Source organism: Enterobacter sp. LU1, assembly GCF_008271405.2.
GTDB classification, from domain to species: Bacteria; Pseudomonadota; Gammaproteobacteria; order Enterobacterales; family Enterobacteriaceae; genus Enterobacter; species Enterobacter hormaechei_C.
On record NZ_CP043438.2, the window covers coordinates 170,967 to 195,926 of the forward strand.

Consider the following 24,960-nt stretch of genomic DNA (forward strand, 5'->3'; position numbering starts at 1 on the left):
TGACCATTTATGCGTTTAAACCCCGGACAACAACAAGCTGTCGAATTCGTCACCGGACCCTGCCTGGTGCTGGCAGGAGCGGGATCCGGTAAAACACGCGTGATCACCAACAAAATCGCCCACTTAATTCGGGGTTGTGGATACCAGGCGCGCCATATCGCGGCGGTCACCTTTACCAACAAAGCGGCGCGTGAGATGAAAGAGCGCGTCGGCCAGACGCTGGGCCGTAAAGAGGCGCGCGGGCTGATGATCTCTACCTTCCACACGCTGGGTCTGGATATCATCAAGCGCGAATACGCGGCGCTGGGCATGAAGTCCAACTTTTCTCTCTTTGATGACACCGACCAGGTGGCGCTGCTTAAAGAGCTGACGGAAGGACTGATCGAAGATGACAAAGTGCTGTTGCAACAGCTGATCTCGACGATCTCGAACTGGAAAAACGATCTGATGACGCCGGCCCAGGCAGCGGCAAGCGCTAAAGGCGAGCGCGACCGCATCTTTGCCCACTGCTACGGTCTGTACGACGCGCATATGAAAGCCTGCAACGTCCTGGATTTCGACGATCTGATCCTGCTGCCGACGCTGCTGCTTCAGCGGAATAAAGAGGTACGCGAGCGCTGGCAGAACAAAATTCGTTACCTGCTGGTGGATGAATACCAGGATACCAACACCAGCCAGTACGAGCTGGTAAAGCTGCTGGTAGGGCAGCGTGCGCGCTTTACCGTCGTAGGCGATGACGATCAGTCGATTTACTCCTGGCGTGGCGCACGTCCGCAAAACCTGGTGCTGCTGAGCAAAGACTTCCCGGCGTTGCAGGTGATTAAATTGGAGCAGAACTACCGTTCCTCCGGGCGTATCCTGAAGGCGGCGAACATCCTGATTGCCAATAACCCACACGTCTTTGAGAAGCGCCTGTTCTCCGAACTGGGTTACGGCACCGAGCTGAAAGTGCTCAGCGCCAACAACGAAGAGCACGAAGCGGAGCGCGTAACGGGCGAGCTGATTGCCCATCACTTCGTCAACAAAACGGAATACAAGGATTACGCGATCCTCTATCGCGGAAACCACCAGTCGCGCGTCTTTGAAAAGATGCTGATGCAGAACCGCATTCCCTACAAAATCTCCGGCGGTACGTCGTTCTTTTCGCGTCCCGAAATCAAGGATCTGCTGGCCTATCTGCGCGTGCTGACCAACCCGGATGACGACAGCGCTTTCCTGCGCATCGTGAATACGCCGAAACGCGAGATTGGCTCTGCGACGCTGCAAAAACTGGGTGAATGGGCGATGACCCGCAACAAAAGCCTGTTCACCGCCAGCTTCGATATGGGGCTGAGCCAGACCCTGACCGGGCGCGGCTATGACGCCTTAACCCGCTTTACCCACTGGCTGGGTGAGGTGCAGCGTCTGGCAGAGCGCGAGCCTGTGGCGGCAGTACGCGATCTGATCCACGGCATTGATTACGAATCCTGGTTGTATGAAACCTCTGCCAGCCCGAAAGCAGCCGAGATGCGGATGAAAAACGTGAACCAGCTCTTCAGCTGGATGACCGAAATGCTTGAAGGATCTGAGATTGACGAGCCCATGACCCTGACGCAGGTGGTCACCCGCTTCACGCTGCGCGATATGATGGAGCGCGGCGAAAGCGAAGAAGAGGCCGATCAGGTTCAGCTAATGACGTTACATGCCTCGAAAGGGCTGGAGTTCCCCTATGTCTATCTGGTGGGGATGGAAGAGGGCTTATTGCCGCACCAGAGCAGCATTGATGAAGATAACGTCGACGAAGAGCGCCGTCTGGCCTACGTGGGGATCACACGTGCGCAGAAAGAGCTGACGTTTACGCTGTGCAAAGAGCGCCGCCAGTATGGTGAGCTGGTGCGCCCGGAGCCGAGCCGTTTTCTGCTGGAGTTGCCTCAGGACGATCTTATCTGGGAGCAGGAGCGTAAAGTCATTACCGCTGAAGAGCGTATGCACAAAGGGCAGGCAAACGTGGCAAACATTCGCGCGATGCTGGCAAAAGCCAAAGAGAAGGGATAACTATTTGCAGGCCGGGTAAGGCGAAGCCGCCACCCGGCACGCTTCAAAGGGTCACTTCACATCAAGCGCCCAGTGCACATAGCTCTGCCACTGGTACTCCTGCTCAATCAGTTCCGCCCCAAGCGGATGATCCTCAAGCCAGTTTTCCGGTAGCGTCAGCGTCAGTTTCTCATCGTCTGCCGCCAGCGTAATGGCTGGCAGCAAATCATCACGACGCCGGCTGGCAAACAGGATCGCCAGGCGAAGCAGACGACACAGATGCTCCGCCACGCGCGGCGGTACAGCGTTCTGCTGGTGAAGGGAAGAGAGATCGACGGCGTTAGTCTGATTTAGCAGCAGGGTGGCCAGCAGCTTCTTCTGGGCGGGCGTATAGCCCGGCAAATCGAGATTACGCACCAGCCAGGCCGCGTGCAGCGGTGCCTGCTTGTACTCCACGCTGAGACCAATTTCATGTAGCGCACAGGCGCTTAGGAGTAGATCGCGGCTTAACGGTTCAATATCCCAGCTTTTTTTCACCTGATCGGCAAACAGTGACGCCAGTTGACTCACTCTGTGTGCCTGGTCGATATCAACAATAAAGCGGCGCTGAACGTTACGCAGCGTACGGCTACGGATGTCCTGATCGACCGACTGGTGCAGCATTCCGTAGACCAGACCTTCGCGCAGCGCACCGCCTGCCAGGGTCATACACTGGATATTCAGTTCAGTAAAAATGGCGATCAGAATGGCGAGCCCACTGGGGAAAACCAGCGCGCGTTCGAGCGTCAGCCCTTCTATTTCAAGCTCTTCCAGACGACCACACTGGATGGCGCGCTGTTTAAGCTGCTGGAGTTTGGCAAGCGTGATCCGCTCGTCCATTCCCTGTGCCATCATGATTTCCTGCAACGCCTGAACGGTTCCGGACGCGCCGACACACACTTTCCAGCCGTGATAGCGCAGTTCGTCCATGACCGGGCGCAGGACCGCACGCGCCGCGTTTTCCGCCTCGTCAAAATTCTCTTTGGCAAGGTTTCGATCGGTAAAGTAGCGTTCCAGCCAGGTCACACAGCCCATCGACAGGCTGAACAGTGACGTCGCCTGCGCGCCTGTGCCCGTGACCAGTTCGGTACTGGCGCCACCGATATCGACCACCAGACGACGATCGTCGCCGCCGGTCGTATGCGCCACACCCTGATAAATCAGACGCGCTTCTTCTTCACCGCTGATGACCTGCACCGGGCAGCCCAGAATTTCCTGTGCTCTGGCAATGAAATCGCCAGCGTTAACCGCCAGACGAAGAGTCGCCGTGGCAACAACGCGAATTTGACTGAGCGGGATATCCTGCAAACGTTCTGCAAACAGACGCAGACACTGCCAGCCACGTTCCATGGCTTCCGGGGAGAGGTGATTATCGCTGCTCAGGCCCGCCGCGAGGCGGACCTTGCGCTTAATGCGCGTCAGCGTTTGTATGCTTCCCGCCACCTCGCGCACAACCAGCATATGAAAACTATTCGAACCGAGATCAATTGCCGCATAAAGCGAGGTGGAGCTGAGCATATTTTTTAACCTGAACGACGACGATTACGCGGTGCACCGCCGGAACGACGCGGACCATTGCCGGAGCGTGGACGGGTAAGGCGCTTAGGTGGCGGCAGCTCGCTCAACAGCGCGTCCGGATTGTATTTGCTCTGTGGAATAGAGTGACCGATGTAGGTCTCAATGGCCGGAAGATTCAGCGCATACTCTTCACACGCAAGGCTGATGGAGTGACCGCTTGCGCCGGCACGACCGGTACGTCCGATACGGTGTACATAGTCTTCACAGTCATCTGGCAGGTCATAGTTAAAGACGTGCGTCACGGCTGGAATGTGCAGGCCACGGGCCGCCACGTCGGTCGCGACCAGAATATCAAGGTCGCCACGAGTAAATTCGTCGAGAATGCGCAGGCGTTTTTTCTGCGCCACGTCGCCGGTCAACAGGCCCACACGGTGCCCATCTGCCGCCAGGTGACCCCAGATATCTTCACAGCGGTGTTTGGTGTTCGCGAAGATAATCGCGCGATCCGGCCACTCTTCTTCGATCAGGGTTTGCAGCAGGCGCATTTTCTCTTCATTAGAAGGATAGAAGAGCTCTTCTTTAATGCGGTGCCCGGTTTTCTGCTCCGGTTCTACTTCCACATATTCCGCATTGTTCATCTGCTCGAATGCGAGTTCACGTACGCGGTATGACAGGGTAGCGGAGAACAGCATGTTCAGACGCTGGTTTGCCGCAGGCATACGGCGGAACAGCCAGCGGATGTCTTTAATGAAGCCCAGATCGTACATGCGGTCTGCTTCATCCAGCACCACGACCTGGATTGCGCCGAGGTTGATATGGTTCTGTTTGGCGTAGTCGATAAGACGGCCGGTGGTCCCAATCAGGATATCGACGCCGCTTTCCAGCACTTTCAGCTGTTTATCGTAGCCGTCGCCGCCATAGGCCAGGCCAAGTTTCAGGCCGGTGGCTTGCGCCAGGGGCTCAGCGTCTGCGTGGATCTGTACCGCCAGTTCTCGCGTCGGGGCCATAATTAGCGCGCGCGGCTGGTTAACTTTGCGGTCTGCAATCGCCGGGTGAGAAAGTAAATAATGAAACGTTGACGTTAAAAACGCCATCGTTTTGCCAGTACCGGTTTGCGCCTGCCCTGCAACGTCGCGACCGGCCAGCGTCAGCGGCAGGGCGAGAGCCTGAATGGGCGTGCAGTTATGAAACCCTTTAGTTTCAAGGGCTTCGATCACCTTTGGGTGCAGGGCGAAGTCGGAAAACTTCTGTTCTGTTAAATGTGTTTTGCTCATAGTGTGGTAGAATATCAGCTTACTATTGCTTTACGAAAGCGTATCCGGTGAAATAAAGTCAACCTTTAGTTGGTTAATGCGACATCAACACGTCGTTGGTGGAGACAAAACCAACGTACCAGGCTTATTCCTGTGGAGTTATATATGAGCGATAAAATTATTCACCTGACTGACGACAGTTTTGACACGGACGTACTTAAAGCTGACGGGCTGATCCTCGTTGATTTCTGGGCTGAATGGTGTGGTCCTTGCAAAATGATCGCTCCGATTCTGGATGAAATCGCTGACGAATATCAGGGCAAACTGACCGTTGCCAAGCTGAACATCGACCAGAACCCGGGCACCGCGCCAAAATACGGTATCCGTGGCATCCCGACCCTGCTGCTGTTCAAGAACGGTGACGTGGCGGCGACCAAAGTGGGCGCACTGTCCAAAGGTCAACTGAAAGAGTTCCTGGACGCTAACCTGGCGTAAGGTTTCTCAGCCGAGCGTCCAGAACGCCTAATTAACGGCGAGCTCTGGACGCCCGGCTTTAGTCGTGCTAAGTTAGCTATGACTACGTTTTAAACATATCTTGTTGTTTGAATCTTGTTTTACCCGATACTTCCCGTTGTTAACTTAAACAGTGCGTGAAGTTGCTAGATTCCGGGCTTGTCACTCAATCCGTCTTGTCGTTTCAGTTCTGCGTTCTTTCCCTGTGACCAGACAGCGAACAGACATGAGGTGATGGCCGCTAAACAGGCATGGATGACCCTGCCATACCATTCACAACATTAAGTTCGAGAATCACCCCGAGTTTAAGAACCCACACCATTATGAATCTTACCGAATTAAAGAATACGCCGGTTTCTGAGCTGATCACTCTCGGCGAAAATATGGGACTGGAAAACCAGGCTCGTATGCGCAAGCAGGACATCATTTTCGCCATCCTGAAGCAGCACGCTAAGAGTGGCGAAGATATCTTTGGCGACGGTGTGCTGGAGATACTGCAAGACGGATTTGGTTTCCTCCGCTCCGCAGACAGCTCCTACCTCGCCGGCCCTGACGACATCTACGTATCCCCTAGCCAAATCCGCCGTTTCAACCTCCGCACTGGTGACACCATTTCAGGTAAGATTCGTCCTCCAAAAGAGGGTGAACGCTACTTTGCGCTGTTGAAGGTTAACGAAGTTAACTACGACAAACCGGAAAACTCCCGCAATAAGATCCTGTTCGAGAACTTAACGCCGCTGCACGCTAACTCTCGTCTGCGCATGGAGCGTGGTAACGGGTCTACTGAAGACTTAACCGCTCGTGTGCTGGATCTGGCATCGCCAATTGGTCGTGGCCAGCGTGGTCTGATTGTGGCGCCGCCAAAAGCCGGTAAAACCATGCTGCTGCAAAACATCGCGCAGAGCATTGCTTACAACCATCCAGACTGTGTGCTGATGGTGCTGCTGATTGACGAACGTCCGGAAGAAGTGACCGAGATGCAGCGTCTAGTGAAAGGGGAAGTGGTTGCGTCTACCTTCGACGAGCCTGCTTCTCGCCACGTTCAGGTTGCGGAAATGGTTATCGAGAAGGCGAAACGCCTGGTTGAGCACAAGAAAGACGTGATCATCCTGCTCGACTCCATTACCCGTCTGGCGCGTGCCTACAACACCGTGGTGCCGGCTTCCGGTAAAGTACTGACCGGTGGTGTGGATGCTAACGCCCTGCATCGTCCGAAGCGTTTCTTCGGTGCGGCGCGTAACGTGGAAGAGGGCGGTAGCCTGACCATTATCGCGACGGCGCTGATCGATACCGGCTCCAAAATGGACGAGGTTATCTACGAAGAGTTCAAAGGTACAGGCAACATGGAACTGCACCTTTCTCGTAAAATCGCAGAAAAACGCGTCTTCCCGGCGATCGACTACAACCGTTCCGGTACCCGTAAAGAAGAGCTGCTTACCACTCAGGAAGAGCTTCAGAAAATGTGGATCCTGCGTAAAATCATCCATCCAATGGGCGAAATCGACGCAATGGAATTCCTCATTAACAAACTGGCGATGACCAAAACGAACGACGATTTCTTCGACATGATGAAACGCTCGTAACGCAAATAATCCCAGTAAACGCCACGTTTTTACGTGGCGTTTTTTATTTATGGACTATACGCTATTACCACACACTCCCAATTTAGACCTGTCGGTGCGACAATAAGAAGGTTTGCACAGTCAAAGAAATAATTGATTGAAAAACATACAAAGGGAGTTGTGATGAGCCATCTTTAATCCTTCTGAGGCAGAGGCTTCATGGTTATACTTCCGGGACTAACATTTGTTGAGAGCAATCCATTGTGAATCTACTCACTGCTGTAACTGAGCTGATCAGTATTTTTTTATTCACAACCTGTTTTTTGTTCATTGCGCGCAAGGTAGCAAAAAGAATTGGGTTAGTGGACAAACCGAACTTCCGTAAACGTCATCAGGGGCTTATTCCGCTGGTGGGCGGTATTTCGGTATACGCAGGCATCTGTTTCACATTCGGGATCGCGGATTACTATATCCCCCATGCCGCACTCTACCTGGCATGTGCCGGTGTGCTGGTACTGGTCGGCGCCCTTGATGATCGTTTTGATATCAGCGTGAAGTTCCGCGCGACGGTACAGGCGGCCATTGGCATCATTATGATGGTGGTAGGCGGCCTCTATCTAAGAAGCCTGGGCTACGTGTTTGGTCCCTGGGAGCTGGTGCTTGGGCCATTCGGCTTCTTCCTGACGCTGTTTGCCGTGTGGGCGGCTATCAACGCCTTTAACATGGTTGACGGTATAGACGGTCTGCTCGGTGGGCTGTCCTCTGTTTCGTTTGGCGCTATCGGCATCATCTTATGGTTTGACGGCCAGTACAGCCTGTCAATGTGGTGCTTTGCCATGATTGCCGCCATCCTGCCTTACATCTGCCTGAATCTGGGTGTGTTAGGGCGTCGCTATAAAGTCTTTATGGGCGATGCGGGCAGTACCCTGATTGGCTTTACGGTTATCTGGGTCTTGCTGGAGACCACGCAGGGTAAAACGCACCCTATCAGCCCGGTAACAGCTCTCTGGATTATCGCCATCCCGCTGATGGACATGGTCGCTATTATGTACCGCCGTCTGCGTAAAGGGATGAGCCCGTTTTCTCCCGATCGGCAGCATATTCATCACCTGATTATGCGCGCCGGCTTCACGTCTCGTCAGGCATTTGTGTTGATTACGCTTGCGGCTGCTATTCTGGCTGCGATTGGCGTTGCCGCGGAATACGCACATTTCATTCCTGAATGGGTAATGTTGGTATTATTCTTGCTAGCATTTTTCATGTACGGTTACTGCATCAAGCGTGCATGGAAAGTCGCGCGTTTTATTAAACGTTTAAAACGCAGGATGCGTCGGAACAGTGGCAAAAACACAACATTAACTAAGTAAAACCGGGACTATGATGACTCAACCGTTGGCGGGAGCGAAATCAGTGGGCACTGAGAACGAGCTGGATGTTCGTGGTTTGTTTCGCGTGTTATGGCAGGGCAAACTGTGGATTGTGGGGATTGCCCTGGGGTTCGCGCTGTTAGCGCTTGCCTACACCTTCTTTGCAAAACAAGAGTGGAGCGCCACGGCGATCACAGACCGACCAACGGTGAATATGCTTGGAGGCTACTACTCCCAGCAGCAATTCCTGCGTAATCTTGATATCAAGGCCAATCTGGCGACCCCGGATCAGGCCTCGGTGATGGATGAATCCTACAAAGAGTTTGTGATGCAGCTGGCGTCGTGGGATACACGTCGCGATTTCTGGTCCCAGACGGACTATTACAAGCAGCGCATGGTCGGTAACAGCAAAGCGGATGCCGCACTGCTGGATGACCTGATTAATAACATTCAGTTTATGCCTGGCGATGTGCTCCGTAACGTTAGCGACAGCGTGAAGCTGATTGCGGAAACGGCGCCGGACGCCAATAACCTGTTGCGTCAGTACGTTGCTTTTGCCAGCCAGCGCGCGGCCAGTCATCTGAATGACGAGCTGAAAGGCGCCTGGGCTGCGCGTACTATTCAGATGAAAGCGCAGGTCAAACGCCAGGAAGAGGTCGCTAAGGCTATCTTCGCCCGTCGCGTACATAATATTGAGCAGGCGCTGAAGATTGCGGAACAGCACAATATTTCCCGTAGCGAAACGGATGTTCCGGCTGACGAACTCCCGGATTCAGAAATGTTCCTTCTTGGTCGCCCAATGCTTCAGGCACGTCTGGAAAATATCCAGGCCGTTGGCCCTGACTTTGACCTTGATTACGACCAAAACCGCGCCATGCTCAATACGCTCAACGTCGGTCCAACGCTGGACCCGCGTTTTCAGACCTATCGTTATTTAAGAACGCCTGAAGAGCCTGTAAAACGCGATAGTCCGCGTCGCGCATTCCTGATGATTATGTGGGGGATTGTGGGCGCACTGACTGGCGCTGGCGTAGCGTTATTGCGTCGCCGCACAAACTAAGAACGCCGTCTACGATGAAGGCTGCGGCCTTCATCGTCTAATCGAAGAGAATCGATGTGAAAGTACTAACCGTATTTGGCACCAGGCCGGAGGCCATCAAGATGGCGCCTCTGGTTCATGCGCTGGCCAGAGATCCTGATATTGAAGCGAAAGTGTGCGTGACTGCCCAGCACCGTGAGATGCTCGATCAGGTCTTAACCCTCTTTTCTATCGTCCCGGCTTACGATCTCAATATAATGAAACTGGGACAGGGACTGACGGAAATCACCTGCCGTATTCTGCAAGAATTAAAGCCTATTCTGGAGTCGTTCAAGCCGGATGTGGTGCTGGTGCACGGCGACACCACCACCACCGTGGCGACCAGCCTGGCCGCGTTCTATCAGCGTATCCCCGTTGGTCATATTGAAGCGGGTCTGCGTACCGGCAATCTCTATTCCCCGTGGCCGGAAGAGGCCAACCGTACGCTCACCGGTCACCTGGCGATGTACCATTTTGCGCCAACCGAGAACTCACGTCAGAACCTGCTGCGCGAAAATATCAGCGACAGCAAGATCTTCGTCACCGGCAATACGGTCATTGATGCGCTGATTTGGGTGCGTGACCGCGTGCTGGCTAACAGCGAGCTTCAGGCAGAACTTGCTGCACGCTATCCGTTCCTGAACAACGGCAAGAAAACGATTCTGGTGACGGGCCACCGCCGCGAAAGCTTTGGCCGTGGCTTTGAGCAAATATGCCACGCGCTGGCTGAAATCGCCGCGCAGAACGAGGATGTGCAGATTGTCTATCCGGTGCACCTCAACCCGAACGTCAGCGAACCGGTCAACCGTATCCTGGGCCACGTTGAAAACGTGCTCCTGATCGAGCCGCAGGACTATTTGCCATTTGTCTGGCTGATGAACCACGCCTGGCTGATCCTGACCGATTCTGGCGGCATTCAGGAAGAGGCGCCCTCCCTCGGTAAGCCGGTACTGGTGATGCGTGAAACCACCGAACGCCCGGAAGCGGTTACTGCCGGTACCGTGCGTCTGGTGGGAACGGATCCGCGTCGTATTGTCGAAGAGGTCACGCGCTTACTGCATGACGATGAAGAGTATCAGGCGATGAGCCGGGCCCACAATCCGTACGGTGACGGGCAGGCTTGTGGTCGTATTTTGCACGCACTTAAACACAATCGGGTAACGCTATGAGTTTTTCTACCATCTCTGTTGTTGGTCTTGGCTATATCGGGCTGCCTACTGCGGCGGCCTTTGCCTCTCGTCAAAAGCAGGTCGTTGGCGTAGATATCAACGCGCACGCGGTGGAAACCATCAACCGTGGCGAAATTCATATCGTGGAGCCCGATCTCGATCGTGTGGTGAAAAAGGCGGTGGACGGTGGCTTCCTGCGCGCCAGCACCACGCCGGTAGAAGCCGATGCGTACCTGATTGCGGTTCCAACGCCCTTTAAAGGCGATCATGAGCCTGACATGGTTTACGTCGAGGCGGCGGCAAAATCCATTGCGCCTGTGCTGAAGAAAGGGGCGCTGGTTATCCTTGAGTCCACTTCACCTGTTGGGGCTACCGAGCAGATGGCGCAGTGGCTGGCCGAGGCGCGTCCCGATCTCAGCTTCCCGCAGCAGGCGGGCGACCAGGCCGATATCAATATCGCCTACTGCCCTGAGCGCGTACTGCCAGGCCAGGTGATGGTGGAACTGATTAAAAACGACCGCGTGATTGGCGGCATGACGCCAGTCTGCTCCGCGCGCGCCAGCGAGCTGTATAAAATTTTCCTTGAAGGCGAATGTGTGGTGACCAACTCCCGCACCGCCGAGATGTGCAAACTGACCGAAAATAGCTTCCGCGACGTTAACATCGCGTTTGCGAATGAACTGTCGTTGATTTGCGCCGATCAGGGGATTAACGTCTGGGAACTTATTCGCCTTGCCAACCGTCACCCCCGCGTGAACATCCTTCAGCCGGGGCCGGGCGTGGGTGGGCACTGCATCGCGGTCGATCCGTGGTTTATCGTGGCGCAGAACCCGGAACAGGCACGCCTGATTCGCACCGCACGCGAGGTAAACGACCACAAACCGCACTGGGTCATCAACCAGGTCAAAGCCACGGTCGCGGATTGCCTGGCCGACAGCGGCAAACGCGCCAGTGAGCTGAAAATTGCCTGCTTTGGTCTGGCATTCAAACCGAATATTGACGATCTGCGCGAAAGCCCGGCGATGGAAATTGCCGAAATGATCGCTGCCTGGCACAGCGGTGAAACGCTGGTGGTTGAGCCGAATATTCATGCGCTGCCGGCAAAACTTGCCGGTCACTGCACCCTTACCGCCCTGGATGACGCGCTGGCGACGGCGGATGTGCTGGTGCTGCTGGTGGATCACAATGCGTTCAAAGCGGTTTCCGGTGATGCCGTACGTCAGCAGTATGTTGTTGATACCAAAGGCGTGTGGCGTTGAGTATCCTCAACGGCGTGCTGGAGGCCCTTGAGTGGGAAAGCGCATTCTTTGCGCGTCCCTCAGCGATAGTGCGTCTGCGCGACAATGCCCCTGCGTTGCAGGAAGCAGACTTCAGCGCCTGGCAGCGCGTACAGGCTAAGATCCCGGCGGACCGCGCCGATCTGCTGGACGCCCTCCAGCAGCACGGATTCCGGCTGGTCGAGGGTGAGGTTGATCTCTCTGTTACCGTGGCTCTCCACGCCTCACCGGGCGCGGAAATTGCAACGGAGCAGGATATCCCCGCGCTGCGTAAGATGGCGGCGCTGGCCTTCGCTCAGAGCCGTTTCCGGGCGCCCTGGTATGCGCCCGATGACAGCGGCCGCTTTTATGCCCAGTGGATAGAGAATGCGGTCAAAGGCACGTTTGACCACGTCTGTCTGGTGTTCCGTACTGCCGGGGGGCAGATTCAGGGTTTTGTTTCGCTTCGCAGGCTCAACGAGCACGAGGCGCGCATCGGTTTGTTAGCCGGGCGCGGCATGGGCGAGAAACTCATGCAGGCGGCGCTGCACTGGGCGGAGCAACAACAGGTATCGACGCTGCGGGTCGCAACCCAGATGGGCAACACCGCTGCGCTTAAACGTTATATTGCGAGTGGTGCCGGCATCGACGCCACCGCCTACTGGTTATACAGGTGACAAGATGATTCCATTTAACGCGCCTCCCGTTGTGGGCACTGAACTTGATTACATGCAGTCTGCTATGGGCAGCGGCAAGCTCTGTGGCGACGGCGGTTTTACCCGCCGCTGTCAGCAGTGGATGGAGCAACGTTTTCACAGTGCCAAGGTACTGCTGACGCCGTCCTGTACCGCATCGCTTGAGATGGCGGCGCTGTTGCTGGATATCCAGCCCGGCGATGAAGTGATCATGCCGAGCTACACCTTCGTCTCCACGGCGAACGCGTTTGTCCTGCGCGGGGCGAAAATTGTGTTTGTGGATATCCGTCCGGATACTATGAACATCGACGAAACGCTGATTGAAGCGGCGGTCACCGATAAAACGCGGGCGATTGTGCCGGTGCATTACGCGGGCGTGGCCTGTGAGATGGACACCATCATGGCCATCGCTAAAAAGCACAACCTGTTTGTGGTGGAAGACGCCGCGCAGGGCGTGATGTCCACCTACAAAGGGCGCGCGCTGGGCACCATTGGTCATATCGGCTGCTTTAGCTTCCACGAAACCAAAAACTACACCGCAGGCGGCGAAGGCGGCGCGACGCTGATTAACGATCGTGCCCTGGTAGAGCGTGCGGAAGTGATCCGTGAAAAAGGGACCAACCGCAGCCAGTTCTTCCGCGGTCAGGTGGATAAGTACACCTGGCGCGATATCGGCTCAAGCTACCTGATGGCGGATTTGCAGGCCGCGTATCTCTGGGCGCAGCTGGAAGCGGCAGAGCGCATCAATCTGCAACGCCTCTCCCTGTGGCAAACCTACTACGACGCGCTGGAGCCGCTGGCAAAAGCCGGACGTATTGAACTGCCGACTATTCCGGCAGACTGCATCCACAACGCTCACATGTTCTACATCAAGCTGCGCGATAACGACGATCGCAGCAAGCTGATTGCCTGGCTGAAAGAGGCGGAAATTATGGCGGTATTCCACTATATTCCGCTGCACTCCAGCCCGGCGGGCGAAGCCTTCGGGATGTTTGCCGGTGAAGACCGCTACACCACCAAAGAGAGCGAACGTCTGCTCCGCCTGCCCCTGTTCTACAACCTCGCGCCGGTGAACCAGCGTACGGTGATCAATTCGCTTCTGAGTTATTTCGCCTGATATGTCTCTGGCAAAAGCGTCGGTGTGGACGGCAGCGTCCACGCTTGTAAAAATTGGCGCCGGGTTACTGGTCGTCAAGCTGCTGGCCGTCTCATTTGGTCCGTCAGGCGTTGGGCTGGCGGGGAACTTCCGCCAGCTGGTCACGGTGCTTGGCGTGCTGGCGGGAGCCGGGATATTCAATGGCGTCACCAAATACGTCGCGCAGCATCATGACGATGCCGAAAAGCTCCGCACGGTGGTGGGCACCTCCTCTGCTATGGTGCTGGGCTTCTCTACGTTGCTGGCCGTCGTCTTTTTGCTGGCGGCGGCACCCATCAGCCAGGGACTGTTCGGACACACGCATTATCAGGGGCTGGTGCGCCTGGTGGCGCTCGTTCAGATGGGGATCGCCTGGGCAAACCTGCTGCTGGCGCTGATGAAAGGCTTCCGTGATGCCGCCGGGAATGCGCTGGCGCTGATCCTCGGCAGCATCATCGGCGTTATCGCCTACTACTTGTGCTATCGGCTGGGCGGCTATGAAGGCGCACTGCTGGGGCTGGCGCTGGTGCCTGCGCTCGTTGTCATTCCGGCAGCGTTTATGCTGATGCGCAGAGGCAATGTCCCGCTGAATTACCTGAAACCGCAGTGGGACAAGATGCTGGCGGGGCAGCTAGGAAAGTTTACCCTGATGGCGCTCATCACTTCGGTAACGCTTCCCGTTGCCTACGTGATGATGCGAAACCTGCTGGCAGCGCATTACAGCTGGGATGAAGTGGGGATCTGGCAGGGCGTGAGCAGCATTTCAGATGCTTACCTCCAATTTATTACGGCTTCCTTTAGCGTCTATTTACTGCCAACCTTATCGCGCCTGACTTCCAGGCAGGATATTACCCGCGAGATTTTTCGCTCCCTGCGTTTTGTATTGCCGGCGGTTGCGATCGCCAGCTTTACCGTCTGGTTACTGCGTGATTTCGCCATCTGGCTGCTGTTTTCGGCGAAGTTTACCGCCATGCGCGATCTGTTTGCCTGGCAACTGGTCGGCGATGTGCTGAAAGTGGGGGCATACGTTTTCGGCTATCTGGTGATTGCGAAGGCTTCGCTGCGGTTGTATATCCTGGCAGAGATCGGCCAGTTTACGCTGCTGACGGCATTTTCTCACTGGCTGATCCCCACCCACGGTGCGCTGGGGGCGGCTCAGGCCTATATGGCAACTTATATCGTTTATTTCGCTGCCTGTTGCGGCGTATTTTTACTTTGGCGTAAACGCGCATGACTGCACTGATACACATACTGGGATCGGATATCCCGCATCATAACCAGACCGTTCTGCGGTTCTTCAACGATGAACTGGCATCCGGCACGCCCGATGCGCGCGAGTTTATGGTCGTTGGACGCGATAACGGCCTGAGCGCGGCGTGTCCGGCATTGCACATCACCTTCTGGCCAGACAAAGCGGCCCTGACCAAAGCCGTTGTCGCGAAAGCCAAAGCGGACCGAAGCCAGCGTTTCTTCTTCCACGGACAATTCAATACCGGGCTGTGGCTGGCGCTGTTAAGCGGCGGGATAAAACCTTCCCAGTTCAGCTGGCATATCTGGGGAGCGGATCTCTACGAAGTCTCCCACGGCTGGAAGTTCCGTCTTTTCTATCCGCTGCGTCGTCTGGCGCAGGCGCGCGTGGGCTGCGTTTTTGCTACCCGTGGCGACCTCAACTATTTTGCTAAACAGCACCCGAAGGTTCGCGGGGAACTGCTCTATTTTCCGACCCGTATGGATCCGGCACTGAATACCCTGGCGAATGACGCGGTTCGTGAGGGTAAACTGACTATCCTGGTGGGAAATTCCGGCGATCGCAGTAACGAGCATGTCGCGGCGCTGCGGGCGGTGCATCAGCAGTTTGGCGATACGGTGAACGTGGTGGTGCCGATGGGCTATCCCGCCAATAACGACGCCTACATCGATGAAGTTCGCCAGCAGGGGCTTGCGCTGTTTAGCGCGGAAAATCTGCACATTCTCAGCGATAAGCTGGAATTTGATGACTATCTCGCGCTGCTGCGAAAATGCGATCTGGGCTATTTCATCTTTGCCCGTCAGCAGGGGATTGGTACGCTGTGTCTGCTGATTCAGGCGGGCGTACCGTGCGTGCTCAACCGCGAAAACCCGTTCTGGCAGGACATGGCCGAACAGCATATTCCGGTGCTGTTTACCTCTGACACGCTTAATGTCGAGGTGGTACGGGAAGCGCAGCGTCAGCTCACGCTGGTGGATAAAAATAGCATCGACTTTTTCAGCCCGAACTATCTCACGCCGTGGCACCGCGCGCTGCGTATTGCTTCAGGAGACAACGCATGAGCCAGTTGCAATTTAGCGGCTTGCTGGTGGTCTGGCTGCTGAGCACGCTGTTTATCGCCACGCTCACCTGGTTTGAATTCCGGCGCGTACGTTTTAACTTCAACGTATTCTTCTCGCTGCTGTTTTTGCTGACCTTTTTCTTTGGCTTCCCGCTGACCAGCATCCTCGTGTTCCGCTTTGATGTTGGCGTCGCTCCGCCGGAAATTTTGTTGCAGACGCTGCTCTCTGCGACCTGCTTCTACGCGGTGTATTACGTCACCTATAAAACGCGCCTGCGCGCGGCGAAAGACACCACACCCCGTCGTCCGCTGTTTACCATGAACCGGGTAGAAACCCATCTGACGTGGGTTATGCTGATGACCATCGCCCTCGTCAGCGTGGCGATTTTCTTCATGCATAACGGCTTTTTACTGTTTAAGTTGCAGTCCTATAGCCAGATTTTCTCCGCCGAAGTCTCCGGCGTCGCGCTCAAGCGTTTCTTCTATTTCTTCATTCCGGCGATGCTGGTGGTCTTTTTCGTGCGTCAGGACAGCAAAGCCTGGCTGTTCTTCCTGGTCAGCACCGTCGCATTTGGCATTCTGACCTACATGATCGTCGGCGGCACCCGCGCCAACATCATTATCGCCTTCGCGATTTTCCTGTTTATCGGCATTATTCGCGGTTGGATCTCGCTGTGGATGCTGGCGGCGGCAGGCGTCTTTGGCATTGTGGGGATGTTCTGGCTGGCGCTGAAGCGCTACGGGCTGAACGTGGCGGGCGACGAAGCGTTTTATACCTTCCTGTATCTGACGCGCGATACCTTCTCGCCGTGGGAAAACCTGGCATTACTGCTGCAAAACTACGACAAAATCGAATTCCAGGGGCTGGCGCCGATTGTTCGCGATTTCTATGTCTTTATACCGACGTGGCTGTGGCCCGATCGTCCCGGTATTGTCCTGAACACGGCGAACTACTTTACCTGGGAAGTGCTGAACAACCATTCGGGACTGGCAATTTCCCCAACACTGATTGGCTCGCTGGTAGTGATGGGCGGAACGTGGTTTATCCTGCCTGGCGCGATCGCGGTCGGGCTGATCATAAAATGGTTCGACTGGCTGTACACGCTGGGTAATGAAGAGACCAACCGCTACAAAGCCGCTGTTTTGCACAGTTTCTGTTTCGGTGCCATTTTCAATATGATCGTTCTGGCGCGCGAGGGGCTTGATTCATTCGTCTCACGCGTGGTGTTCTTTATAGTCGTTTTCGGTCTCTGTCTGCTGCTGGCAAAACTGCTGTACTGGTTGTTTGACAGTGCAGGGCTTGTGCACAGACGTGAGCCACAGGGCAGCACAACGCTGTCGCAAGTCTGAGTAGGGATTATCATGACGGATACAACTTCAGCCCCGCGTTACGCGCTGCGTGGGCTACAGCTTATTGGCTGGCGTGACATGCAACACGCGCTGGATTTCCTGTTCGCGGACGGGCAGATGAAATCGGGCACGCTGGTGGCCATCAACGCAGAAAAAATGCTGGCGGTTGAAGATAATGCGGAAGTGAAAAGCCTGATTGAAGCCGCGGAGTTTAAATACGCAGACGGTATAAGCGTGGTGCGTTCAATTCGTAAAAAGTTTCCAGGCGCTAATGTGTCTCGCGTGGCGGGAGCTGACCTCTGGGAACGACTTATGGAACGCGCAGGCGCTGAAGGCACGCCGGTATTTTTGATCGGCGGCAAGCCAGAGGTGTTGGCGCAGACCGAACAAAAGCTGCGTAGCCAGTGGAATGTTAACATCGTGGGCAGTCAGGATGGCTATTTCAGGCCGGAAGATCGCCAGGCGTTATATGAGCGCGTGCGCGACAGCGGGGCGAAAATTGTCACTGTCGCCATGGGGTCGCCGCGCCAGGAAATTCTGATGCGCGATTGCCGTCTGGTCAGCCCGGATGCGCTCTATATGGGCGTTGGCGGCACCTACGACGTCTTTACCGGCCACGTTAAGCGGGCGCCCAAAGTCTGGCAAAACCTGGGGCTGGAGTGGCTCTACCGCCTGCTCTCTCAACCGACGCGTATCAAACGACAGATTCGTCTGCTGCGCTACCTCGCCTGGCACTACACCGGGAAAATGTAATCAATATGCAGCGCGATCTGCTGTTCGCGCTGCAGCCCCCCCTGTAAAACTGCTGGATTTCTGTACAATGCATTCATTTTTTTAATGCATTGTTTGCCATTTGCCAGAATTTAAGAAACCATTCGCTCCGTATTTCAGTACCCCTCAAAACAATACCCGGCAATAAGTCGGGAAACAGCAAACACAACCGAGGATTTATGGCAGAGAAAAAACCGGAGCTTCAGCGTGGGCTGGAAGCTCGACATATTGAATTGATCGCGCTGGGCGGGACTATCGGCGTTGGCCTGTTTATGGGCTCGGCAAGCACGCTGAAATGGGCGGGGCCTTCCGTCCTGCTGGCGTATATTATTGCCGGGCTGTTCGTCTTCTTCATCATGCGCTCAATGGGCGAAATGTTGTTTCTGGAGCCGGTAACGGGCTCTTTCGCCGTTTACGCCCACCGTTATATGAGCCCGTTCTTTGGCTATCTCACGGCCTGGTCGTACTGGTTTATGTGGATGGCCGTCGGGATTTCGGAGATCACCGCCATCGGGGTCTACGTGCAGTTCTGGTTCCCGGAGATGGCCCAGTGGATACCCGCGCTCATCGCCGTAGGGCTTGTGGCGCTGGCGAACCTTGCCGCCGTTCGCCTTTACGGTGAAATCGAGTTCTGGTTTGCGATGATCAAAGTCACCACCATTATCGTGATGATTGTTGTGGGTCTGGGTGTCATCTTCTTTGGTTTCGGTAACGGCGGGCACGCGATTGGTTTCGGTAACCTGACCGGACACGGCGGCTTCTTTGCCGGCGGCTGGAAAGGCTTCCTGACCGCACTCTGTATCGTTGTCGCCTCTTATCAGGGCGTTGAGCTGATCGGCATTACCGCAGGTGAGGCGAAAAACCCGCAGGTCACGCTGCGTAGCGCGGTAGGCAAGGTGCTGTGGCGTATCCTGATTTTCTATGTGGGCGCGATCTTCGTTATCGTGACCATTTTCCCATGGAACGAGATCGGCACCACCGGCAGCCCGTTTGTCTTAACCTTCGCTAAGATTGGCATCACGGCGGCGGCCGCCATTATCAACTTTGTGGTACTGACGGCGGCGCTCTCCGGCTGTAACAGCGGGATGTACAGCTGCGGGCGTATGCTTTACGCGCTCTCGCAAAACAAACAGCTGCCGGCGGTGATGGGTAAAGTCTCCCGCGTGGGTGTACCGGTGGCGGGCGTAGCGGTGTCGATTGTGATTCTGCTGATTGGCTCTTGCCTGAACTACATCATCCCGAATCCGCAGCGCGTGTTTGTTTACGTCTATAGCGCCAGCGTGCTGCCGGGAATGGTACCGTGGTTTGTCATTTTGATTAGCCAGCTGCGTTTCCGACAGGCGCACAAAAAAGCGATCGCCAGCCATCCGTTCCGCTCCATTCTGTTCCCGTATGCGAACTATTTGACGATGGCGTTCCTGATTTGCGTATTAATTGGAATGTACTTTAATGAAGATACCCGCATGTCGCTGTTTGTCGGGATGATCTTCCTGGCTGCCGTCACAGCTGCATATAAACTTTTTGGCCTGGGCCGCCGTGGCTCCGCCCATAAAGTGGAGGAATAAGCGGCAAAATGTGCAAACCATAACCAAACGCGCATTTTTTTCAAAAAAGCACTAGACAGCGGGGACGGAGGTACGTAATATCCAGCCCCGCAACGGCGCTAAGCGCCCGTAGCTCAGCTGGATAGAGCGCTGCCCTCCGGAGGCAGAGGTCTCAGGTTCGAATCCTGTCGGGCGCGCCATTTTAGTCCCGGCGCTAGAGCTGCGGTGGTCTGAGAAGTAGTCAGAACCGCGTGAAAGAATACAGTGGTGGCTATAGCTCAGTTGGTAGAGCCCTGGATTGTGATTCCAGTTGTCGTGGGTTCGAATCCCATTAGCCACCCCATTATTGAAAGAGTTGTGAATTGCGAAGGTGGCGGAATTGGTAGACGCGCTAGCTTCAGGTGTTAGTGTTCTTACGGACGTGGGGGTTCAAGTCCCCCCCCTCGCACCACGACTTTTAATGAGTTGAACTAAAAATTCAAAAAAGCAGTACATCGGCGAGTAGCGCAGCTTGGTAGCGCAACTGGTTTGGGACCAGTGGGTCGGAGGTTCGAATCCTCTCTCGCCGACCAATTTTGAACCCCGCTTCGGCGGGGTTTTTTGTTTTCTGCGTTTTTTATCCTGTAGTCCTTCCCCGACAACACTCTATATCCTTGTCGCGATTCAGCGACATATAACCCGTTAATATTTAAGAATTTATTATTTTACCTCTTAACCTGTCTCCTGGTGACGACATATCGCCGCCTTCAGCGCGATGTTGTATGGCTTCAGGCGGTTCTTAACAGCATAATTTCCTTTTATCTTAAAATGTTGCGCGATGTAAAAGTTCTGCGTGTAAACCTGGCACATTACATGCAATAATGTGCGTGTAGATGCTCATTCCATCTCTTATGTTCGCCTTAAGGCCTCATAAACTCAGGAATGACGCAGAGCCGTTTACGGTGCTTATCGTCCACTGACAGATGTCGCTTCGGCCTCATCAGACACCATGGACACAACGTTGAGTGAAGCACCAAGTATGTTGTCTTACAGACCTGTTTTAACGCCTGCTTTTATAGCAGGCGTTTTTTTATGGGCGTAAAAAAGGAGGCCATCTGGCCTCCTGTTAATTACTGCTGCGTTCCGTTATTTTGCAACGTCAATAACAGCCCATCACGGCGCATGGCTGCGGCCTCTTCCGGCTTGTGCTGCTTGTCCAGCGAATCAGCAAGCCAGGCGTAATCAAATGCGTCCGGACGTTGCTTCAGCGCAGCGCGGAAGGCGAGACTCGCCTCCTGCCACTCGCCGTGTTTCATCAGAGACTGGCCCAGCGTACTCCACAGCAGTGGACGATCGCCCACGGTTTTGATCTGCTGGCGCAGTGCTTTTTCAATTTGTTCCGGATTGTTGGTTTTCAGACGCGGGATGACCATCACCAGGCGGTCATCATACTGTCGCTTGAGACCGTCGAGGAGGATCTCCTGCGCGGTGTCATGGTCGTCACACTCAATCAGATGTTCTGCCATCGCCACCTGAAGAGGAACCTGCTGGCGCGTTTTGCGGCTCTGGTTTTTCCACCAGGTTTTCAGGCCGTCGCTGCCGAGATCGGCGCGCGCCTGATCCATCAGGCCAATCCAGGCCAGACGCTGAAGTTCATCACGATGTTCATCATCGCCCACGTCGGCTTTCGCCATGGAAGGGATAATGTCCAGCAGCGAGCCCCAGGCGCCGGTCCGAATATATGCCTGCTCAGCAAGACGCAGCACTTCCGGATGACGAGGGGTAATTTCCAGCAGACGGTCAACGCCGTGACGAGCGGCATGGTTTTCATTGCGCGCCAGTTGCAGACGAACGCGGGTGATCTCAACCGGAATCGGATCTTTAGTAGAGAGCTCAGACGCGCGTTCAAGATGCTGATTGGCGCGGGCCTCATCGCCTCGCTGTTGCGCCGCCTCAGCGGCCAGCAGATAGTTAACAACCGGCTGTTCTGCATGGTCGGCATTTTTCGACATCAGCTTTTCAACCTGCTGATAGTCGCCTTCGGCCAGCTTCAGCAACGCTTGCTCGGTCTGCTTGCGGGCGCGACGGCGCTTACGGCCAACGAACCAGCCGCGCGTATGTACGCCGGTACGGAAAATACGACGCAGGAGCCACTCCACTGCCAGCAGAACGACCACACCCAGGATCAGGATAATCACCAGCCCTGTTACGCTGGTTTCGATATTGTAGTTATCGGTCTGGATCAATACATAACCCTGGTGACCCGCGAGCATCGGCCCCAGTACAATCCCGGCGATCAGCAGGATGAAGAGTAAGAAGACTTTTAGCATCATTACTCTCCTTGCGGCGCGCTTTCAGGCGCTGGCGCGGCGGCAGGTGCTTCAGCCGGACGCTCTGCCGGAACGCCCGGCTGGGCCAGCAGGTTACGCACGCGCGTCTGCATGAGCTTCTCCAGAATCGGCTGGCTTTCCAGCTTGTCCGGCACGTTCATGGTGATGTTTTGCTGGCTCAGCTTGTCGATATCCTCAAGGAACGCGGTCGTGGTGGCGTCATTGGTATCGTAGTAAGCACGTACCCAGGTTGAAACGTTATCCAGCGCCTGTTTGTAGGTCTCTTCCTGGTGACGCGGTACGGCCTGGGCAGCCACCAGCAGGCGGGAACGAATGTTTTCGCGCAGATAGACGTCCTGGTTCGGCGCCAGCAGCGGCACGGCAGTTTCATCGCGGCGGCGAATGGTAATAAAGCTGTCCATAAAGTTCTGCCAGCTCTTTTGCAGGTTGATACGCCATTCGCTCAGGGAGCTGGACAGCTCGGTACCGTCGGAATCCATCGGGGAGTCATCGTCGTTGTTATCGGCCAGCTGAAGGTTATCAATCTGGTTCGAGAGCTGATTCACCTTAAGGATGATACCGTCGTAATCGACCTGAGAAACCGCAGACAGGCTGGCGATATCTTCCGTAATAGCGCGGCGTGCGTTGATGAGGCTCGGATCGTTCATGTCAGCCAGGCTTGCGTCGGCGCTTTTCAGCAGCGCGGCGGCGGTGGTGACATCCTGATCGCTCCAGAGCTTGCGCCCGGCCAGTTTCACCAGAAAATCGGCCTGTGAGAGTAGCCAGGTTTTGGCATCGGTTCCTGAAATTGTGGCGACTTTTTCCTGCACTTCGCTCAGCTGTTTGGTCAACTCTTCACGTTTGCTGTTCGCGTCGGCGAGGGCGGCAGCCTGCTGTTTGATCACGCCTTCCAGCTCAGCTTTTTGCGTCTCCTGCGCTTTCTGTAGGGCAGTGATTTGGTTAACCAGCGCGTCGCTGGTGGCCGTCTGGTTGGTGCCTTGTTTCTTCACCAGTCCGTAGAGACCCACGCCTGCGGCCAGCGCAATCGCGATGGCAATCACGCTCAGCGTGAGGCTGGTTTTATTGCTGCCGTTTTTCTTCTCAACGGTTGTGTCTGTCGTCTCTGGCTGTGACGTGGTGTCCACAGTCTCCCTGGTCTCTTCAACCACGGCGGAGGATTTTTCGTGTTCCGTCATTATGGCTTCCCATTTGAGAGTTATTGTAATGCGCGCAGCAGCGCATCGTTGTCGGCGTTTTCAGCGATCCGAATATCCTGCCAGCCCAGTTCCCGGGCGTGGTTCGCCAGACGCTCACTGACGACCAGAAGCCGACAGCGGAGTAACCAGTTTTCGCGATACCAAAGCGGAATCAGCGACCAAAGCTGTTGTAACATTTCACCGCTGGTGACCACCAGCGTATTAATACCGCGGGCGTGCCAGCGCATTGCTTCTTCCGCGCCATCATAGTGTTTCGCACAGCGCTGATAGCACTCCACAAACGTCACGTCTGCGCCGCGTTCGCGCAGCGTTTCGCCCAGCAGTTCGCGGCCACCGTTGCCGCGCAAAATGAGCGCGCGCTTTCCGGCAATGGTTTGTAATTCAGGTAATTGTAGCAAGACTTCGCTGATTTCCCGATCTAACGGGTAACGAACATCGATTCCGCTCGCGGTATGTAAGGCCAGCGCTGTGGTGCGCCCGATGGCGAAATAGCGGGGGGCGTGAGGCCAGCTAACGGCATGCTGTTGCAGCTGCGCATGGGCAAACTCCACGGCATGCTGCGACAGCGCAAAGAGCAGATCGCCTTCCTGCAAGAGACGCATCTGGTCAGCGAGCTCAGGCAGCTCGCGACCGGGGGAGAATTCAATCAGCGGAAAACTCCAGGCCACCTGCCCCAGTGCGCGCAGACGGCTCACTAACTGCTCTCCTGCGGGAGAAGGGCGGGTGACAAGTATGCTCATGCAGGGGGCTCTCCGTTATAGACCTCAGCCAGAATTTCACGCGCGCCGTTATTCAGCAGCTCTTCCGCCAGCGATACGCCAAGCGCCTCGGCATCTTGCGGCTTGCCGCGACGTTCACCGCGAACCATCTGTGAGCCGTCCGGCGCGCCAACCAGCGCACGCAACCACAGCTCACCGTCAGTTAATTCAGCATAGCTGCCAATTGGCACCTGACAGCCTCCTTCGAGGCGAGTATTCATCGCGCGCTCGGCTTTTACGCGAACGGCGGTATCGTCATGATTCAGCGGCGCGAGCAGTGCCTGAGTGCGCGCATCAACCAGACGACACTCAATGCCGACGGCACCCTGGCCGACGGCGGGCAGCGACAGCTCCGGCGGCAACGCGACGCGAATGCGTTCTTCCAGCCCCAGGCGTTTCAGGCCCGCAACCGCAAGAATAATGGCATCGTAGTCGCCGTTATCCAGCTTGCCAAGGCGTGTGCCGACGTTCCCGCGCAGCGAACGGATCACCAGATCCGGGCGACGTTCAGCCAGCTGACACTGGCGGCGTAAACTTGACGTGCCGACCACGCTGCCTGCCGGCAACGCATCGAGCGAGTCATAGCGATTAGAGACAAACGCATCGCGCGGATCCTCGCGCTCGCAGATGGTCACCAGCCCCAGCCCTTCCGGGAACTCAACGGGCACATCCTTCATCGAATGCACGGCGATATCGGCGCGGTTTTCAAGCAATGCCAGCTCCAGCTCTTTGACAAACAGACCTTTTCCGCCCACTTTGGCCAGCGGCGTATCCAGAATGACATCGCCACGCGTGACCATTGGCACCAGCTCAACGCGTAATCCGGTGTGGCAGGCTTCCAGGCGCTGCTTAACATAATGTGCCTGCCAGAGTGCAAGAGGACTTTGGCGTGTGGCAATTCTCAAAACATTGTCTAACATGCTTGTTACCGTCATTATCAATCGCTAACCATCCTAACATTGTTGACACTCGGATGGCAGTTTTACGGTTGATGAAGAGTGAGAGGGACAGGGCGGCGTACTCGTCAGCCATCGCCGTATTCAGGAATTTACACGTCAAGAACGGTGCTACACTTGTATGTAGCGCATCTTTCTTTACGGTCAA

The 24,960-nt window shown here is 55.5% G+C and carries 20 protein-coding genes and 4 tRNA genes; 18 read left to right on the plus strand and 6 right to left on the minus strand.

Translation table 11 applies throughout. From position 1 onward, the window contains the following. Positions 1-9 precede the first annotated feature (9 nt). Positions 10-2,034, plus strand: coding sequence for a DNA helicase Rep (rep, locus tag FZF21_RS00830; protein WP_047731271.1), 2,025 nt, complete (start codon positions 10-12; stop codon positions 2,032-2,034). A 51-nt stretch (positions 2,035-2,085) separates the two neighbouring features. Here rep and gppA read toward each other — a convergent pair whose 3' ends face one another. Next, positions 2,086-3,570 carry a guanosine-5'-triphosphate,3'-diphosphate diphosphatase gene (gppA, locus tag FZF21_RS00835; RefSeq protein ID WP_017383602.1) on the minus strand — a complete coding sequence of 495 codons (1,485 nt, stop codon included), beginning with the start codon at positions 3,568-3,570 and terminating at the stop codon, positions 2,086-2,088. Positions 3,571-3,575: 5 nt separating this feature from the next. Next, positions 3,576-4,844: an ATP-dependent RNA helicase RhlB gene (gene rhlB / locus FZF21_RS00840; protein WP_006812393.1), complete on the minus strand. Its 1,269-nt coding sequence runs from the start codon at positions 4,842-4,844 to the stop codon at positions 3,576-3,578. A 144-nt stretch (positions 4,845-4,988) separates the two neighbouring features. Between rhlB and trxA the strand changes: the two genes are divergently transcribed. From trxA to FZF21_RS00925, 17 genes are all read left to right on the plus strand, one after another. Next, on the plus strand, positions 4,989-5,318 hold the full coding sequence (trxA, locus tag FZF21_RS00845) for a thioredoxin TrxA (protein WP_006812392.1): 330 nt from the start codon (positions 4,989-4,991) through the stop codon (positions 5,316-5,318). A 341-nt stretch (positions 5,319-5,659) separates the two neighbouring features. Next, positions 5,660-6,919: a transcription termination factor Rho gene (gene rho, locus FZF21_RS00850; RefSeq protein ID WP_001054528.1), complete on the plus strand. Its 1,260-nt coding sequence runs from the start codon at positions 5,660-5,662 to the stop codon at positions 6,917-6,919. Between the two features lie 242 nt (positions 6,920-7,161). Beyond that, entirely contained in the window at positions 7,162-8,265 is a 1,104-nt protein-coding gene (gene wecA / locus FZF21_RS00855; RefSeq protein ID WP_001050933.1) for a UDP-N-acetylglucosamine--undecaprenyl-phosphate N-acetylglucosaminephosphotransferase, read from the plus strand. 13 nt (positions 8,266-8,278) lie between these two features. Beyond that, complete coding sequence (gene wzzE, locus FZF21_RS00860) at positions 8,279-9,325, plus strand: ECA polysaccharide chain length modulation protein (protein WP_047737355.1); 1,047 nt, start codon at positions 8,279-8,281, stop codon at positions 9,323-9,325. 56 nt (positions 9,326-9,381) lie between these two features. Beyond that, positions 9,382-10,512, plus strand: coding sequence for a UDP-N-acetylglucosamine 2-epimerase (non-hydrolyzing) (gene wecB, locus FZF21_RS00865; protein ID WP_149121124.1), 1,131 nt, complete (start codon positions 9,382-9,384; stop codon positions 10,510-10,512). Continuing rightward, on the plus strand, positions 10,509-11,771 hold the full coding sequence (gene wecC / locus FZF21_RS00870; RefSeq protein ID WP_015570020.1) for a UDP-N-acetyl-D-mannosamine dehydrogenase: 1,263 nt from the start codon (positions 10,509-10,511) through the stop codon (positions 11,769-11,771). The genes wecB and wecC overlap by 4 nt, the downstream gene beginning before the upstream one ends. Continuing rightward, a complete protein-coding gene (rffC, locus tag FZF21_RS00875) occupies positions 11,768-12,445 on the plus strand; it encodes a dTDP-4-amino-4,6-dideoxy-D-galactose acyltransferase (RefSeq protein WP_047737360.1) in 678 nt (225 codons plus the stop codon). The genes wecC and rffC overlap by 4 nt, the downstream gene beginning before the upstream one ends. Positions 12,446-12,449: 4 nt before the next feature. Further along, a complete protein-coding gene (gene rffA / locus FZF21_RS00880; protein ID WP_015570019.1) occupies positions 12,450-13,580 on the plus strand; it encodes a dTDP-4-amino-4,6-dideoxygalactose transaminase in 1,131 nt (376 codons plus the stop codon). 1 nt (position 13,581) lies between these two features. Further along, complete coding sequence (gene wzxE / locus FZF21_RS00885; protein ID WP_047737363.1) at positions 13,582-14,832, plus strand: lipid III flippase WzxE; 1,251 nt, start codon at positions 13,582-13,584, stop codon at positions 14,830-14,832. Beyond that, positions 14,829-15,908: a TDP-N-acetylfucosamine:lipid II N-acetylfucosaminyltransferase gene (locus tag FZF21_RS00890; protein ID WP_045329451.1), complete on the plus strand. Its 1,080-nt coding sequence runs from the start codon at positions 14,829-14,831 to the stop codon at positions 15,906-15,908. Before wzxE ends, FZF21_RS00890 begins: the two co-directional genes overlap by 4 nt. Beyond that, a complete protein-coding gene (wzyE, locus tag FZF21_RS00895; RefSeq protein ID WP_149121123.1) occupies positions 15,905-17,257 on the plus strand; it encodes an ECA oligosaccharide polymerase in 1,353 nt (450 codons plus the stop codon). The genes FZF21_RS00890 and wzyE overlap by 4 nt, the downstream gene beginning before the upstream one ends. A gap of 12 nt (positions 17,258-17,269) precedes the next feature. Then, on the plus strand, positions 17,270-18,010 hold the full coding sequence (wecG, locus tag FZF21_RS00900; protein WP_032104528.1) for a lipopolysaccharide N-acetylmannosaminouronosyltransferase: 741 nt from the start codon (positions 17,270-17,272) through the stop codon (positions 18,008-18,010). A gap of 197 nt (positions 18,011-18,207) precedes the next feature. Next, on the plus strand, positions 18,208-19,593 hold the full coding sequence (locus FZF21_RS00905; protein WP_017693946.1) for an amino acid permease: 1,386 nt from the start codon (positions 18,208-18,210) through the stop codon (positions 19,591-19,593). A gap of 102 nt (positions 19,594-19,695) precedes the next feature. After that, a tRNA-Arg gene (locus FZF21_RS00910) sits at positions 19,696-19,772 on the plus strand. 67 nt (positions 19,773-19,839) lie between these two features. Then, positions 19,840-19,915, plus strand: a tRNA-His gene (locus FZF21_RS00915). 21 nt (positions 19,916-19,936) lie between these two features. Then, positions 19,937-20,023, plus strand: a tRNA-Leu gene (locus tag FZF21_RS00920). A 44-nt stretch (positions 20,024-20,067) separates the two neighbouring features. Continuing rightward, positions 20,068-20,144: transfer RNA gene (locus tag FZF21_RS00925), tRNA-Pro, on the plus strand. Between the two features lie 537 nt (positions 20,145-20,681). Here FZF21_RS00925 and hemY read toward each other — a convergent pair. The 4 genes from hemY to hemC are packed head-to-tail and all read right to left on the minus strand — an operon-like array spanning position 20,682 to position 24,776. Then, entirely contained in the window at positions 20,682-21,881 is a 1,200-nt protein-coding gene (hemY, locus tag FZF21_RS00930; protein WP_026080629.1) for a protoheme IX biogenesis protein HemY, read from the minus strand. 2 nt (positions 21,882-21,883) lie between these two features. Next, complete coding sequence (gene hemX, locus FZF21_RS00935) at positions 21,884-23,077, minus strand: uroporphyrinogen-III C-methyltransferase (RefSeq protein WP_015570012.1); 1,194 nt, start codon at positions 23,075-23,077, stop codon at positions 21,884-21,886. 20 nt (positions 23,078-23,097) lie between these two features. After that, complete coding sequence (gene hemD / locus FZF21_RS00940) at positions 23,098-23,838, minus strand: uroporphyrinogen-III synthase (RefSeq protein WP_017383593.1); 741 nt, start codon at positions 23,836-23,838, stop codon at positions 23,098-23,100. Beyond that, complete coding sequence (gene hemC / locus FZF21_RS00945; RefSeq protein ID WP_017383592.1) at positions 23,835-24,776, minus strand: hydroxymethylbilane synthase; 942 nt, start codon at positions 24,774-24,776, stop codon at positions 23,835-23,837. The genes hemD and hemC overlap by 4 nt, the downstream gene beginning before the upstream one ends. Between the last annotated feature and the right edge of the window lie 184 nt (positions 24,777-24,960).

Coding starts and splice junctions, on each gene's coding strand:
- rho (WP_001054528.1), top strand. CDS start 5,660: ATGAATCTTACCGAATTAAAGAATACGCCGGTTTCTGAGCTGATCACT.
- FZF21_RS00890 (WP_045329451.1), top strand. CDS start 14,829: ATGACTGCACTGATACACATACTGGGATCGGATATCCCGCATCATAAC.
- wecC (WP_015570020.1), top strand. CDS start 10,509: ATGAGTTTTTCTACCATCTCTGTTGTTGGTCTTGGCTATATCGGGCTG.
- hemD (WP_017383593.1), bottom strand. CDS start 23,838: ATGAGCATACTTGTCACCCGCCCTTCTCCCGCAGGAGAGCAGTTAGTG.
- trxA (WP_006812392.1), top strand. CDS start 4,989: ATGAGCGATAAAATTATTCACCTGACTGACGACAGTTTTGACACGGAC.
- hemX (WP_015570012.1), bottom strand. CDS start 23,077: ATGACGGAACACGAAAAATCCTCCGCCGTGGTTGAAGAGACCAGGGAG.
- FZF21_RS00905 (WP_017693946.1), top strand. CDS start 18,208: ATGGCAGAGAAAAAACCGGAGCTTCAGCGTGGGCTGGAAGCTCGACAT.
- wzxE (WP_047737363.1), top strand. CDS start 13,582: ATGTCTCTGGCAAAAGCGTCGGTGTGGACGGCAGCGTCCACGCTTGTA.
- wecG (WP_032104528.1), top strand. CDS start 17,270: ATGACGGATACAACTTCAGCCCCGCGTTACGCGCTGCGTGGGCTACAG.
- hemY (WP_026080629.1), bottom strand. CDS start 21,881: ATGCTAAAAGTCTTCTTACTCTTCATCCTGCTGATCGCCGGGATTGTA.
- wzzE (WP_047737355.1), top strand. CDS start 8,279: ATGACTCAACCGTTGGCGGGAGCGAAATCAGTGGGCACTGAGAACGAG.
- wzyE (WP_149121123.1), top strand. CDS start 15,905: ATGAGCCAGTTGCAATTTAGCGGCTTGCTGGTGGTCTGGCTGCTGAGC.
- hemC (WP_017383592.1), bottom strand. CDS start 24,776: ATGTTAGACAATGTTTTGAGAATTGCCACACGCCAAAGTCCTCTTGCA.
- rep (WP_047731271.1), top strand. CDS start 10: ATGCGTTTAAACCCCGGACAACAACAAGCTGTCGAATTCGTCACCGGA.
- gppA (WP_017383602.1), bottom strand. CDS start 3,570: ATGCTCAGCTCCACCTCGCTTTATGCGGCAATTGATCTCGGTTCGAAT.
- rhlB (WP_006812393.1), bottom strand. CDS start 4,844: ATGAGCAAAACACATTTAACAGAACAGAAGTTTTCCGACTTCGCCCTG.
- rffA (WP_015570019.1), top strand. CDS start 12,450: ATGATTCCATTTAACGCGCCTCCCGTTGTGGGCACTGAACTTGATTAC.